Annotated in this window: 13 protein-coding genes; 8 read left to right on the top strand and 5 right to left on the bottom strand. The window is 64.3% G+C overall.

The genetic code is table 11. The features are described from left to right. Nucleotides 1-50 precede the first annotated feature (50 nt). The 4 genes from NTZ26_10110 to NTZ26_10125 are packed head-to-tail and all read left to right on the top strand — an operon-like array spanning nt 51 to nt 4,214. A complete protein-coding gene (locus tag NTZ26_10110) occupies nt 51-428 on the top strand; it encodes a hypothetical protein (GenBank protein ID MCX6560849.1) in 378 nt (125 codons plus the stop codon). Continuing rightward, nucleotides 428-2,737 carry a molybdopterin-dependent oxidoreductase gene (locus NTZ26_10115; protein MCX6560850.1) on the top strand — a complete coding sequence of 770 codons (2,310 nt, stop codon included), beginning with the start codon at nt 428-430 and terminating at the stop codon, nt 2,735-2,737. Before NTZ26_10110 ends, NTZ26_10115 begins: the two co-directional genes overlap by 1 nt. Then, on the top strand, nt 2,737-3,351 hold the full coding sequence (gene dmsB, locus NTZ26_10120; GenBank protein MCX6560851.1) for a dimethylsulfoxide reductase subunit B: 615 nt from the start codon (nt 2,737-2,739) through the stop codon (nt 3,349-3,351). Before NTZ26_10115 ends, dmsB begins: the two co-directional genes overlap by 1 nt. Nucleotides 3,352-3,353: 2 nt before the next feature. Continuing rightward, the gene (locus NTZ26_10125; protein ID MCX6560852.1) at nt 3,354-4,214 is read left to right on the top strand and encodes a dimethyl sulfoxide reductase anchor subunit; all 861 of its coding nucleotides are present in this window, start codon (nt 3,354-3,356) and stop codon (nt 4,212-4,214) included. A gap of 18 nt (nt 4,215-4,232) precedes the next feature. Here NTZ26_10125 and NTZ26_10130 read toward each other — a convergent pair whose 3' ends face one another. After that, nucleotides 4,233-6,941 carry a hypothetical protein gene (locus NTZ26_10130; protein ID MCX6560853.1) on the bottom strand — a complete coding sequence of 903 codons (2,709 nt, stop codon included), beginning with the start codon at nt 6,939-6,941 and terminating at the stop codon, nt 4,233-4,235. Between the two features lie 161 nt (nt 6,942-7,102). On the opposite strand from NTZ26_10130, the gene NTZ26_10135 reads away from it, so the two are divergent. Continuing rightward, a complete protein-coding gene (locus NTZ26_10135; GenBank protein ID MCX6560854.1) occupies nt 7,103-8,011 on the top strand; it encodes an HD domain-containing protein in 909 nt (302 codons plus the stop codon). A 318-nt stretch (nt 8,012-8,329) separates the two neighbouring features. Here NTZ26_10135 and NTZ26_10140 read toward each other — a convergent pair whose 3' ends face one another. Continuing rightward, entirely contained in the window at nt 8,330-10,330 is a 2,001-nt protein-coding gene (locus NTZ26_10140; protein MCX6560855.1) for a thioredoxin family protein, read from the bottom strand. A 196-nt stretch (nt 10,331-10,526) separates the two neighbouring features. Here NTZ26_10140 and NTZ26_10145 point away from each other — a divergent pair, with 196 nt between their 5' ends. From NTZ26_10145 to NTZ26_10155, 3 genes are all read left to right on the top strand, one after another. Then, nucleotides 10,527-10,922, top strand: coding sequence for a ribonucleoside-triphosphate reductase (locus tag NTZ26_10145; GenBank protein MCX6560856.1), 396 nt, complete (start codon nt 10,527-10,529; stop codon nt 10,920-10,922). Nucleotides 10,923-10,928: 6 nt separating this feature from the next. Then, on the top strand, nt 10,929-11,879 hold the full coding sequence (locus tag NTZ26_10150) for an AraC family transcriptional regulator (protein ID MCX6560857.1): 951 nt from the start codon (nt 10,929-10,931) through the stop codon (nt 11,877-11,879). A 131-nt stretch (nt 11,880-12,010) separates the two neighbouring features. Further along, on the top strand, nt 12,011-12,583 hold the full coding sequence (locus NTZ26_10155; GenBank protein MCX6560858.1) for a GyrI-like domain-containing protein: 573 nt from the start codon (nt 12,011-12,013) through the stop codon (nt 12,581-12,583). A gap of 226 nt (nt 12,584-12,809) precedes the next feature. On the opposite strand, the gene NTZ26_10160 is transcribed toward NTZ26_10155, so the two are convergent. The 3 genes from NTZ26_10160 to NTZ26_10170 all read right to left on the bottom strand — a co-directional run bounded on the left by NTZ26_10160 (nt 12,810) and on the right by NTZ26_10170 (nt 14,245). Then, nucleotides 12,810-13,244 carry a PIN domain-containing protein gene (locus NTZ26_10160; GenBank protein MCX6560859.1) on the bottom strand — a complete coding sequence of 145 codons (435 nt, stop codon included), beginning with the start codon at nt 13,242-13,244 and terminating at the stop codon, nt 12,810-12,812. Next, the gene (locus NTZ26_10165; GenBank protein MCX6560860.1) at nt 13,241-13,468 is read right to left on the bottom strand and encodes an AbrB/MazE/SpoVT family DNA-binding domain-containing protein; all 228 of its coding nucleotides are present in this window, start codon (nt 13,466-13,468) and stop codon (nt 13,241-13,243) included. Before NTZ26_10165 ends, NTZ26_10160 begins: the two co-directional genes overlap by 4 nt. 111 nt (nt 13,469-13,579) lie before the next feature. Further along, nucleotides 13,580-14,245, bottom strand: coding sequence for a CPBP family intramembrane metalloprotease (locus NTZ26_10170; GenBank protein ID MCX6560861.1), 666 nt, complete (start codon nt 14,243-14,245; stop codon nt 13,580-13,582). Between the last annotated feature and the right edge of the window lie 13 nt (nt 14,246-14,258).

Below are 14,258 nucleotides of genomic sequence, written 5' to 3' on the forward strand. Positions count from 1 at the left end.
CGTGCTCATCGAAGCCTTGACGCCGGGCGCGACCCGCGTAAAATGAGGGCATGGACGAACAGCGGATTCCGACGGCGCAGCTGCGATCCTGTTTCGCCTGGGGCCTCGCCTGGGGGACGGCCGAAGCGACCCTAGGCCACATCCTCCATTGGCTATCCATCCCCGGCCTGGCGGGTATCGTGATGGCCCCGATCGGCGTCTGGGCCATGGCTCGGGCTATAAATGAGGCCGATCGCCCATCCGCCGCCTTCGCCATGGCGACCCTGGCCGCCGCCGTCAAGATGGCCGACATCCTCCTCCCCGGTCGCGGCCCGGTCATGGCTCTGCGGCCCGCCCTGGCCATTCTGGCAGAGGGACTCATCGTCTCGCTCGCCTTCGCTTTGGCCGCCAAGGCGGCCCGGCCTCAAACCGCTCGCCGGCCCGCCTGATGCCCGAGCGCTCCGCCTTCCCGACTCCGCCGGCCGGCCTCGAAGGCGCCCATTTGGTCCGCTCGGGCTGTCCCGCTCACAACTGCGGCGGGCGGTGCTTGCTCCACGTCTGGGTTCGCGACGGAAAGATTCTGCGCATCGACGCCGATGACCGGCCGGGCGACGAGCCCTCCGATCCCCAGCTCCGGGCCTGCATCCGGGGACGCGCTTATCGCTACCGGCAAAACCACAAAGACCGCCTCCGTTATCCCATGAAGCGGATCGGGAAGCGCGGCGAAGCCAAGTTCACCCGCATTTCTTGGGAGGAAGCCTTCGGGACCATGGCCGAGCGGATCGTAAGCGTCCGCGACGCATACGGTCCGACTTCGATCTTCGTCCCCTACGGCACCGGCAGCTACAACCTGACCAACGGCCGCTGGACGGCCGAGCGCCTGCTGAACCTCGTCGGCGGCTCGCTCGGCTACTACAACAGCTATTCCTGGGCCTGCATCTCGGCTGCGACCCCGACGGTCTTCGGAACCAATATCACAGGCAACCAGCGCCAGGACTGGCTGAACGCCAAGCTCATCCTGATGTGGAGCTGGAATCCGGCCGAGATGCGCGACGGGACGAACTCGGAATACTTCATCCGCAAGGCTCGCGAGCGGGGCGCCCGGGTCGTCTGCCTTGACCCGCGCATGACGATGAGCGCCGTGGCCTTGGCCGACGAGTGGATCCCGGTCCGGCCGGGCACCGACGCCGCGCTGATGAGCGCCATGGCTTATGTGATGATCACGGAGGGGCTTGTCGACCGCGCTTTCATCCGAAGCCATTGCCTCGGCTTCGACGCGTCGCAGATGCCGGCCGGGGCCGAAAGCGAGGAAAGCTACGAGGACTATATCCTCGGCCGCCGCGACGGCATCCCCAAGACGCCCGGGTGGGCGGAACCGATCTCCGCGATGCCGCGGGCGACGATCGCCCGCCTGGCCCGGGAATACGCCACGATCAAGCCGGCCGTCTTGTATCAGGGCTACGGCATGCAGAGGCGCGCTTACGGCGAACAGGCGGTGCGGGCGGGCTGCGTCCTGGCGGCCATCACCGGCAACGTCGGGATTCCCGGAGGCTGGGCCGGGGGCATCGCCCTGCAGGCCCCGGATGGCGGACCGCGCTGGGAGATCCTCCCCTTGGGCGAAAACCCCGTCACGGCCAAGATCCCGTCATTCCTATGGTCCGAGGCGGTGCTGCGGGGGCGCGACATGGGGCCGGCCGACGGGGTGGTCGGGGCCGACCGCCTGGGGACCGATATCAAGCTCATCTGGTCGGTCGCCTCGAACATCCTGATCAACCAGCACGGCAACGTCAACCGCTCGGCCCGTATCCTGGCCGACGAGTCGCGGGTCGAGTTTCTGGCCGTGCAGGACAACTTCATGACCCCGACAGCTCGCTTCGCGGACCTTCTGCTGCCGGCCTGCACCCAGTTTGAAACCTGGGGCGTTCAAGACGGCTGGAAATACGGCGAAGAGGTTATTCTCGCGCCCAAGATCGTGGAGCCGGCTTTCGAATCGAAGAGCGACTACGCCATCTGTGCCGGGATCGCGGCCAAGCTCGGCGTCGAACCCGCTTACACCGAAGGGCGGGACGAGCGCGGCTGGGTGGAATGGGCGATGGACCACTACCGGAAAACGCGGTTCCCCGATATGCCGACGCTGGACGAGCTCGAGGCAAGCAACTCGGGGATGTATGTCCGCCCGGTGACCGAACCGGCGGTGGCCTTCGCCGATTTCCGGCGCGATCCGCAGGCCCATCCGCTGCCGACTCCTTCGGGCAAAATCGAAATCTTCTCCAAGCGACTTTTCGATCTGAAGCGGCCGGACGAGATCCCGGCCGTGCCCAAGTATATCCGCGAATGGGAAAGCCCATTCGGGCCGGAGGCCGCCGCTTTCCCGCTCCAAGTGATCGGCCACCATGCCCTGTCGCGAGTCCATTCCATTCACGACAACGTGCCCGAGCTCCTCGAAGCCTTTCCGCAGCGCATCTTCATGAATCCGCTGGACGCCGACCCGCGCGGGATCACGGACGGCGATCCGGTCCGCGTCTGGAACGACCGGGGCGCCCTGATCCTGCCGGTCCGCCTCACCTCGCGGGTCATGCCCGGCGTTCTGGCCATCCCGCAGGGCGCCTGGTGGACTCCGGATCGGGCCGGGACGGATCGGCGGGGCAACGTCAATGTGCTCACCTCGGAGCGCTGGACGCCGTATGCCTTCGGCAATGCCCAGCACACCATCATGGCCCAGGCCGCCAAGGCCGGGAAGCCGGGGAGGCGCCGCTAATGCGCCAGCTCGGGTTCTTCGTCGATTCGGCCGCCTGCTCGGGCTGCAAAGCCTGTGCTATGGCCTGCCGGGATCGCAACAACCTCCCGCCGGGCGTCCGCTGGCGGCGGGTCTACGAGGTCGGCGGCGGCGGATGGCGGCGGGAGGGCGAAGCCTGGGTGCCGGAGATCGCGGTCTACAATCTTTCGATCGCCTGCAACCACTGCGAAAAGCCCCTCTGCCTGGACGGCTGCCCGGCCCGGGCCATCGCCAAGCGCGAGGACGGCATCGTCGTCATCGACCCGGCCAAGTGCCTGGGCTGCCGCTATTGCGAATGGGCCTGCCCCTACGGCGCGCCGCAGTTCGACGAGGCGGCCGGGGTCATGACCAAGTGCGATCTCTGCGCCGGCCTGATCGAGCGAGGCGGGCGGCCGGCTTGTGTGGCGGCCTGCCCGATGCGGGCCCTCGACTTCGGGGAGATCGAAGAGCTGCGGGCCAAGTACGGGACGACGGCCGAAGCCCATCCGCTGCCGAAGGCGGAGATCACCGAACCCGCGCTCGTCATCCGACCGCATCGCGACGCGGCCAAGGCGAAGACCGCCGCGGCCCTGATCAAAAACCGGGAGGAGGTCTGAACATGCGCCGGCACGAATGGCCGTTGGTCGTCTTCACCATCCTGGGGCAGACGGCCGCCGGGCTGACCCTGTTTCTCCTGGTCCCGCTCTATTTCCTGCCCGAGCTGACGCTGGCCCGGGATCTGCGGCCGATGCGCCTGGCCGTGGACCTTGCGGTCCTCGGGTTGATCGGCGGAGCGGCCTTGTTTTCGCTCTTCCACCTGAAGCATCCCGGGCGCGCCGTCCGGGCCCTGGCCAACGCGGGCTCGTCTTGGTTGAGCAAGGAGATTCTGGCCCTGGTCCTCTTCGGCGGCGCGACGGCGGGATTGGCGATCTTGGCTTGGAAAGCGCCGACCTCCCCGGCCGCCATCACCCTGGCGGTCCTGGTCGCGGCGGAGGCGGTCGCCTTCGTTTACAGCATGGCCCGCCTCTACACCCAGCCCGCGGTGCCGGATTGGAACTCGCCGGCCACGGCGATCGCGTTCTTCGGCACGACGGTGCTGCTGGGATCAATGCTGGCGGCGCTGGCCGCCCGCGGCGAGATCCCCCGCCTGACCGGTCTGGCCGGTTCACCCACGGCCGCAATCCTACCGAAAGCCGCCCTGGCTGCGGCCGGCGCGATCCTGCTCGCGGCTTTTCTTTACTCGCCGCGCTTCGGGCTGCGGGTTAAGCGGGACACGCCACGCGTCTATACGCCGAATCCCCGCCTTGTCCCGATATTCGCCGCCCGTATCGTGTTGCTGGCCTTGGCCGTGGCCCTTTGGGGCTTGGCGACGCTGCAGCCGGGAGCCTCGGCCGGACCGGCCTGGACCGGATTCGCCGCCGCGGCCGTGTCCGAAATCATCGGCCGCTGGCTGTTTTACGCTCTGCCGGATGAGCTCTAGCGCTTTTCCGCCGTCGGGTTACCTTAGAATAAAGCTGGCCGGAGCGTAGGCGGGGAGATCGAGAGAGAACCGGCCCCTGAGTACGCGGATGATCTTGCCGTCCGCTTCGCCGCGCAAATTCACGGGCTTCGCCGTAGTGAACCGGGCTCCTTCCGGCAAGATCACATCGAGCCGGCCCGCGGTCCCGCCCTGCTCCCAGACGCGAAACACGGTGCCGGCCCCGTCCGGATTCGGGCCGTAAGCCGTAACCGCGACACCCTTGCGCGAGAGAGTCACCCCGGCCGCTGAAACCGGCAAGGATCCCGGCAGGCTCCTCGATCGCCCGGCGCGCAGGGCGACGCGCGCCTCCATCGCCGGCGTGTAGAGCGCGGCCTCGGGCGAAAAATGGTCGAAAGTCCAAAGACGGACGCGCGACGTCATCCGCCCGCCGTCGCCGATCCAGGCGGCGAAATTGGTCCGCCATTGATTGTTGTAGAGCTGCACGTACACCCGCCCGTTGGCCGATTCATAGCGCTTGTCGAATTGATAGGCGCCGGGGACACCCAGGCTGACCAGCGGCGAATCCAGCGGGCAGATCCCAACCCCCGCGCCGGAATCGCCGTCGAATACGGCAGCACCGGTGTTAAGCCAGAAAGAATGGAAGTTGGCGTTGTCCACGGTCAGATCGCGGACGGGATCGACGACCGCGCCCAGGCGGCCGAGCCGGAAGCGGGGATTCGCGATCTGGAACGGCAGACAGATCCAGGCGGCCTCGGGCCAGCTGTCGGGCAGCTTCTGCCAGCCAACTTCAAGATCGGCCAGAGGCGCTCCGGCCGGGAGAGTTAAGCGGATGCTTATGTTTTGCGGCCGGCCCGGGCCGGGAATGACGCCGGTCATGACGGCCGTGACGTCGAGAGGACTCCGGCGGATCGACAGCGCCATGCCGGCGGGGAGGGCCGAGGCGTATGCGCTCTCGCGGGGCATCTCATAGGCGGCGAAGAGGAACCGATGCGCGACATACTCGGGATAGAGCGATTTGGCCAGCCAGGCGGCGATATCCGGATAACCGAACCGCTCGTAGAAGTATTGCCCGAACCCCTGCGGCGCGGCGGAGTCGATCAGCTCGCGACCCGAGCGCTTGTCGATCAGGCTGGCGATGCGGCCGCGCGCCGCGTCCAACGCGGCCCGAAAATAGGGGCTCTCGATAACGCCGTTCGCTTCATCCGCTGACGTCGACGCCGCGGCCGCGACCTCGGGGGAAGCGACAAATGTCCGATAGCCCAGCGGGGGGATGTCCCTGGCCAGGAATCGGGTTACGGGGGCCGCGTCTTCGATGGCCGGATATTCCCGGGATATCGGCACGGCCGGCCCGCCGTCGGCCGGCCGAAGCGATTCGAACTTGGGCAGAATCCGGGTATCCATAACGACCTCGCCGTCGCGCGTCCACGGCAAGGGATTGTAGACGATGAGGCGCGGGCCCTTGACGGCGACGCCGTCGGCCAAAGCAGCGATCGCGTCCGCATAGGGCTCGGCCATGAGCCGCTGGGCGGATCGGATATATTCGGCGTGATCCCGCCACGAATCCTCCATCATCCGGAATTGCGGCGGCAGGCCTTGATCCCACAGGGCGTCCCAGTCGCGGCCGTACGGCAGCCGGATATAATGCTGGTTGGCCAGGCCCCAGGTATGCTCGCTATAAAGAAGGCTGCTTTCGTAAGCCGCCCCGATGGCCGCCGTGAAATCGGGGAGGTGGAGCCCCCAGCCTTTTTCCAACGTCGCCAGGGCTTCCACTCCTCCGATGGCGGGCCGGACGGATTGCGCCAATCGGGTCGCCTCCGGCTGGCTCATCGGGCCGTTGATCCACGTGTCGGGGATGTCGCTCCGCACGACCGGCAGGCGGCTCAAGTCCTCCTTCAGGATCAAGCCGGCGAAATCGTCCATAATGCCGACCGAGGCTTTCAGGCCGAGGCGCCGATAGAAGTCCAAATCGCGGCCCACGGTCTCCGGTTCGGGCGGGCCCTGGTTGTCCCCGGTCATCCGGATCGAGACCCAGCTTTTGTAGGGCCATCCGTCCGGCGGCAGGGCGCCGCTGCCGTAGCCGTTGTTATAGAGCGTCAACAGGCGGGAGCCGTCGGGGCCTTCCCACCAGAACATCGGCGGCAGGCCCAGCGCAAGATTCACCTGCGGCCCGCCCATGTGATAGAACCTGATCCCCGCATGGGTGAAGAGCGTCGGCAGGATCCAGGAATGGCCCGGCACGTCGCTCATCTTGGCGCTGATTGAAAGCGGCCGGCCGTAGCGGCGGGCCAGGGTCGAGGAGATATTCAGGCCGCGCACCAGGTCCTCGATCTCGGCGGTTTCGGTGTGGGTCGTGAAGGGGTAGGCGTGGACAGCCAGGAGTCCGTCGCGGAGCGCCTGCTCGATCTTCCGCCGGCGCTCCGGCGCCTGGCCGGGCCACAATATCTGCTTCATCGGCCAGCCCGAAAGGGTCCAGACGAATTGCCTCTCCTTCGGCTGGCGGCGATTCGCCTCGATGGCTTGCAAAACCCGGTCCGCCATCTCCGTCCGGTACTCGTGGACGACGTCGTGGACGGTCGAAGAATAGCCGATGTCGAAGTGGGTCTTATAAACGATGACGACGGATTCCAGGCCGGCCGGCTTGGACGGCGGGGCAGCCGCGGGGCTTTGCGCGGACCCCAGCGAGCCGAATCCGGCCGAGGCGGCGATGAAGAGGGCTGCGGCAAGCATCGGGAATCTCATGCGGCTCCCATCTGGCCGGGCGGAGCCTCATCGCCTCCAAGCGCGACGGATCGGCCGGGCTCGCGAGCACTATATCGCCCGACGTTCGACGGTGTCAATAAACCCGCTTGATACCCCGGGCAGGACCCCGATTCTGCTATAATCGCGGCGTGACAGCCGCGAAGAAGCCCGCCAAGCCCGAGTCCGCGTTCCGGATCGTCGCCAAGCGCTGCCCGGGGCTTGTCGAGAAGATCAAAACCCTCATCACGGATTCGGAGAAGGCCTTCGCCGGGAACTCGCCCGAGACCGAGGGCAGCTTCCTCTGGGAGCACACCGTCCACGTCGCCTCGCTGGCCTTCCGGCTGGCCGAAGAGGAGCACCGGGATCCCCTGTTGGCCGCGATCACAGCCCTCTTCCATGACGCGGGCAAGTTCGCCGGCGGCCGCTACCATGAAGGCGAGACCGCTGAGGAGGACGTCGCCGCCAGCCTGGCCAAGCCCGTCCTCACCCGCTCCCGCGTTCCCGCGGCGGACCGCGACGCCATCATCGCCGCGCTCGGCTCGCTCTACAAAGAAGGATCTTCCCCGAATCCCCTGGCTGCCATCGTCCACGACGCGGATTTTCTGGCCAAGTTCGGAGCGCTGGGTGTCGCTCAATTCTTCATCAAGTCCACGCTTCGCGGCCGGACCCTGCGCTCGACGATCATGAACTCGCTGAGCAAGGAGCTGACCTACGCCGCCTGCCTGCCGCTGAACATGCGGACGAAGGCGGGGCGGGTCCGAGCGGAAGCCAAAGCCGAAGAGACGCTGCGCTTCTATGAAACGCTACTCGGGGAATTGGGCGAGACCCACGGCGGGGCTTTCCGGGTCAAGACGCTTTCGGTTCCGCATCCGGCCCGCCGCGGCAAGCCGGTCGAGATCCGGCTCGTTCTAAGCGCCGCCTGTGACGCCTGCGGCGGGCCCTGGGCCGTCACGCGCTCCGTCCGCGCCGGCCTGAAATGTACTAGACTCGAAGCCCGGCTTCGCTGCCGGCGCTGCGGCGCCGGGCACGAAATCGGTTTCTGCCTGCCCGAGCTTTAATAGACGATTTCGTTGCGGTTATCGATTTCTCATCCCAATTCCGGGGAAATAGGCAGTTCGGGGTGTCGGCCAACGGCGAAATCGCAAGGGCGGCGACTTTTTCCACAACTCTCTGAGGGAAGCCAGCGGCCGCCGAGGACTGTTTGAGCACGCGACCTTCTGACGGAATCGAAACGGAGTGGGTGGTCTCCCAAATCGGGAGATCTCGAATGCGGAGTTCCGAGGCGCCGAAGAGAGCTGTGGGAAAAGGCGAGAAGAGCCCGAAGCCGCCGGGCCGGCACTTCGAACCGGCCACCCCGGAATTGGGAATCGGCTCCGTTAAAGCCCGGAGGCAGTCAAGGCCTGCTTCATCTTGCCCAGGAAGACGTCCTTGTTTTCGAATCCCACGCCGCGCAGCTCCGTGATCTCCGTTCCGTCGGGCTTCAGCCAGATGAGCGTCGGCGCCCCCTTGGCGGCGAACTTCTCGTAGAAGGCCTTGACCTTCTCGTCGCCGTTGCGGGTCAGGTCGGCCCGTAACATGATGAACTTGTCGGCCATGGCGATGATCTCGGCTTGGGAATAGGTCTTTTTATCCAGCTCGTGGCAAGCGATGCACCAGTCAGCCGTCGAGTCGATGAAGACCGGCTTGCCCGACTTGAGCGCGTCGGCCAGGGCTTCCTCGGAATAGGGAATCCAGTTGATGACGTCGAGCTTGATCTGCCCGCCGGCCGCGGCCAGGGCCTGCAGCCGGGTGTTCAACTGCTCGTCCGTGTAGCCGCGGATGCCGTTGACTGCGAAGACGAGGGCCAGGACGAGAAAGATCACGCCGAAGACGTTGCGAACGAAGGGGAAGACCTTGCCCATGCTCTTGGTCGGCTCGATCCAGGCCAGGTAGATCCCGGCCACCAGCGCGGTCAGGGCCACGGAGAGGTGGTAGTAGATCGGGTTCGGCATCAGCGACTTGACGAAGTAGAAGGCCATGCCGACCAGGATGAAGCCGAAAACCCGCCGGACCCAGACCATCCAGGCGCCCGAGCGCGGGATCTTGTTGATGCTGCCGGAGAAGATGCCGAGCAAAAGGAACGGCACGCCCAGGCCCATGGCCAGGACGAAGAAGAGCGAAAAGCCCAGGAGCACGTTGCGCGTGTTGCCGACGTAGGTCAGCAAGCCGAGGACGAACGGGCCGATGCACGGCGCGGCGATGATGCCGACCGTCAGGCCCATGAAGAAGGTGCCGAAGTAGCCCTTCTTGGACGTGCCCGCGGCCTTGTTCAGGAAGGCCGGCATACGGAACTCGTAGACGTCGAACATGCTGAGCGAAAGGAGAATCATAACCAGGGCGATGGCGATGAGAACCGGCGGGTAGGTCAGGGCCGCGCCGAACAGGCTGCCGGTGAAAGCGGCAACCACCCCGAGGATGGAATAGGTCATAGCCATGCCCAGGACGTAGACGAACGAATGAAGGACGACACCGCCTTTCTTGCCTTCGGCCTGGCCGCCGAAATAGCTGATGGTGATCGGGATCAGCGGGTAGATGCAGGGAGTCAGGTTCAGGGCCAGTCCGCCCACAAAGACCAGCAGAAAGGTCAGCAGCAGGCCTTGACCGCCGAAGTTGATGCCGCCCGCCGGTTTGACCGCGGCCGGGGCCGGTGTCGCGGGAACGGCGGCTTTCACTTCGGGGGATTTCTTCTCGTCCACGGTGGGAGAAACGGTTTGAGTCTCTGCCTTTCCAGCGTCGGGATTAGTCGTCGGCGGCGTCGTCGTTGCGGGAACGACCTGTTTTTCGGTGGGCTTGTCGACAGGCTTCTTGTCCTCGGGCTTCGCGATCGAAGGATTCACCGCCGCGGGCGCGCCGCCCACGACAGGGAGAGCCTTTTTGAAGGCGGCGTCGGTCGGCGGCTGGCAGGACTGGTCGTCGCAAGCTTGATATCCGAACGTGCCTTCGACGACGAGCTCCCGGCCGGCGAAATCAGCGGCCAGGTTGACCTCGACCTGGACCTTGATGGTGCCCTCGAAAATCGATAGCGGATTGTCCGAGAACGAGAATTTCTTGTTCTGGGCCATAGGGAAGCTGATCTTGCCGAACGTGACACCCTTGCGCGGCTTGAAGTCGAGTGTGGACCCAATGAGGTAGGCCTCGGAGGGCTGGTCGGAGTTGATATGGTACGGCGCCCGGATGCCGACTTCGAGGTCGAGGATCGTCGTGCCGCCGGCCTTGAGCGGGGACGCGGGGGCCAGAACGACCGCTTTGACGATGGGCTCCTCGGTCCGGGCCGAGAGCGGGCTTGCGGATAGAACAAGGGGGAGAATCAGGGCTATGGCGAGGGCGAGCTTTCTCATGGCGACTCCTTCATGAGCGATCGGCAGCGCAACTGGGTTACTATAGACGGCTTCCCTCTCGAAGTCAACGCGCAAATCGGCGAGGCCCATTGTAATCAACAGGTTAAATGAAGTTGGCAGCCGCTATTCTTCAGGGATGACAAGCCCGGGCGATCGTGATACTTTGTCCCCCGGACTCAACTTCAAGGAGACGCCCATGGCCCTCATCGACGACATCCGAGCCTATGCCGGCTCGATCGGCGCGGAATGCAAGGACAAGCACGGCAAGGGCGAGCTGACCCGCCTGGTGGCCGAACGGAAGGCGTTTTTGTCCAAGAAGAAGCTCGTCTATTCGGCCAAGTTCGAGATCGACGAAACGGCCAAGACGATCTCCTTCGTGGAGATGCTCAAAGAGTCGGGCGCCGGGCTGGACGGCGGCTCCGGCTTCCAGACCGAAACCTATAAAACCGGCGCCAAGACGCGCCAGGGGATGATCGCGGAGCAATCGGTTCTCTTCGGCAAGACCTACGTCTACCAGTTCGAGTTCGGCAAAGTCCCGGCCGAAATCCGCCGGCTGGCCGAGGCGGCCGGGTATCGGTTCATTCCCGCCTGACCATCCATGCTGCCTACCGACAAAGGCCACGCCCTGCGGGCCGAATACATGGCCCGCATCAATCGGGTCATCGACCACATCGACAAGCACATCGGCGAGCCGCTGCGGCTCGAGGACCTAGCCAGGGTGGCCAACTTCTCCCCCTTCCACTTCCACCGCGTCTTCGGCGCCCTGGTCGGCGAGACGGTCAACTCCTGGGTCCAACGGCGGCGGGGCGAGATGGCCGCGGCCGCCTTGCTCGCCAACGCGGCCACCCCGATCACGACGATCGCCATCGATTACGGCTATTTGGGCTCGGACGCCTTCGCCCGGGCCTTCCGCGACCGCTTCGGGATGAGCGCCTCGGAATGGCGGACCGGGGGAGCCGAAGAATGGCGCAAGAATCGTCAAACGGACCGCAAGGACGGCCAAGCGGGAGACGGGGCCTCCGGGTATGATGGCGGCGAAATCACCGCTACCAGGAGGCCCTTCATGGACAAATCGAAGTTCAAGGTCGAAGTCAGGGAAGCGCCGGAGATGACGGTCGCCTACGCCCGCCATATCGGGCCGTTCCAGGGCATGGGCGAGGCGTTCCAGAAGCTGATGCGCTGGGCCGGGCCGCGCGGGCTGCTTCGCTTCCCCCAGACCAAGGTGCTGGGCGTCTATCATGACAGCCCGGAAATCACGGAGACGGACAAGCTCCGCTCGGACGCCTGCATCACCGTGCCCGCCGAGACCAAGGTCGACGGCGAGATCGGCAAGATGACCATCCCCGGCGGGCTGTTCGCGGTGGCCCACGCCGAGATCGCCCCGGACGAGTTCGGCCAGGCTTGGGACGCGCTGATGCGCGATTGGTTTCCCGAGAGCGGCTACCAGCCGGACGATCGGCTCTGCTACGAGCTCTATCTCAACGAGCCGCAGAACCATCCCGAAGGCAAGTTCATCATCGAGATCCACGAGCCGATCCGGCCGCTGTGATCGTCGCTCTAGGGGGGGGACCCGCACCGAAAGCTCGAAACTGCGCGGTGCGGGATGCCCTCTTTCAATCGATCCGAGAAATGGTTTCTTAGAAGTCAAAAATCCGATATCATAGCGCCCGGGAGGGGCTCATGAACAAGAAAATCGCCTTTCTTTTTGTTTTCATCGCCGCCCTGACGTGGTCGGCCTTCGCCCAGCAGCCGCCCAGCGACGATTCGTTGAAAGCGCCGCGCCTGACGACCAAGGCCGACCAGAAGATGCTCGTGGTCGAGGCTAAGGGCGACCCCAACACCGCGGGCCAAGCGGCCTTCGGGCTCCTGTTCAAGACGTTCTTCAGCCTGCCCGGCGTCCAGATGGCCCCGCCGCGAGCCCGCTGGTCCAGCCCCGACTTCGGCCAAGACTCCAAATCCGAGTGGGTCGGGTATTACGCCCTGCCGCTGCCCGAATCCGTCACCGGGCTGCCCGCGGGGTTGCAGGGCGTCAAGATCGAGGTTTGGAAGTACGGCGAAGTGGCCGAGGTTCTCTATCTCGGCCCTTACGATAAAGAGGCGCCGACCATAGCAGCTTTGCACAAGTTCATCGCCGACAAAGGCTATGGGATCGCGGGTATGCACGAGGAAGAGTATCTCGTCGGCCCCGGCATGGGCAACACTCCGCCCGAAGCCTACCGGACGATCATCCGGTACCAGATCAAGAAGAAGTAGCTGCGAGAGGCCGCCGCCCGGATCACTTCCCGAAGATTTCGGGCAGGTTTTTGATCCGATACTCGCGATAGACGGAATAGTCTCCGCTCGACTCGACCGTGCCGAAGCCGGTGGAGAAGAAGAGCGCTCGATTAAAGTCCGGGCCGAGCGGGGGGATCAGCGCATAGAGATATTCGCCCTTTGCGTGTTTCGTTCTACGTCTTCAATTCCCTTTTCGTTGCGAAGTCTAGGCCAGAATCTTCAGCCCCTGAAAGTTATTCGTATAAAACCCCCTATCCCGGGTTAATAACGCATCCGCCTGGATAAGGGCATGGGCGCCGATCAGGAAATCGGGGATGATTCGCGATCGGTCCGGCTGCAGACCGCCACATGACGAACAAACGGGTTTTTCGGATTTCTCGCCATACTTGCGCCACAAGATTCCCGCCAAATGAATCGCCCTTGGCTCGAAATGGGACACCCGGATTCCGGATTCTCCCAAGAAGGCTTGAACATCATCGGCCGCGGAGAACTGGCCCGCCAGCTCCGCGACGACGATTTCGCAGACGACGAGACGTCCTTTGGCGTTATAGGCATCCAGCGCGGTTTTCGAAGCTTCTGCGTGAGGCGATCCCGATATCAAGACATCCAAAAGAATATTCGTATCGACTGCCGTGATCACCGCCCTCGCATCTCCTCGATCATTTCATCGACCGTCTTTCCGGAGGGATTCTTGATATAACCGACCCACTTGTCGAAGGGGGATTCGAGGACGGCTTTCTTGATGCGGAAAACACCATCCTCTTCGATGAAATAGACCGCTTCGCCTTCGGAAATTCCCATCCGATCCCGTACTTTTTTAGGTATCGTGATTTGGCCTTTGGAAGTCAACTTGGCGGTGTACATTTTAATATTTCCTTACTTATAATGTAAGGATTATGAACCCAATTGTCAAGACTAGCTAATTCAAGATTAATTCATTGGAAATATGAATAATTGATTGGCCGTGTTTTTTTATTAAAACGGCCACAAGACGAACACGGCCAGATCCCAGGCCGTGTGGCTGACGGCGACAAGCAGAATCGAACCCGTCTTCATGTAGAGAAAGCCCCAAAACAATCCGCAGACACCCGCCGCGAGAACCAACATGACGTTGCCGCTGGCGGCATGGACCAGCGCATAAAGCCCGGCGACCGCAAGAAATCCCGGCCAACGGCCGAAGCGGGTCTGCCAGCGACGCTGGAGATATGCCCGCCAGAAGATCTCCTCCCCCGGCCCGATGAGGAGTGCCATCAGCAGAATGACGCGCGCGACGGGAATGCCAGCTTTGAAACCGTAGACGCGCCCGATGTCCGCCGCGGCGAACGGAAAGAGAAGCCGGGAAGCTTCGTTCCCCAACCAGAACACGCCATAGAGAGCGGCCGCGGCGAGAAGTCCAAGAGCGACTTTGCGCCCGCAACGGTTCGCCGCGTCGCGACGAAGCCCGGGCAGATAGTCCCTGTCGAGTGCCGCCCCCAGCCCAACGAGAAGAACAATGGCCGCGCTCATCCACCACCAGAAATCGAGCGGACCGACGCGGCGCCAGATGAACAACGGAACGAAGAGCACGGCGGCCAAAATCGCGGGAAGCCAATCGGCCGCCTTCATCGAGAGCGTCCGCCCGGCGGGAGACGATTCCGTCACGATTTCTTTTCTT

This window comes from Candidatus Aminicenantes bacterium (assembly GCA_026393855.1).
Taxonomy (GTDB): domain Bacteria; phylum Acidobacteriota; class Aminicenantia; order Aminicenantales; family UBA4085; genus UBA4085.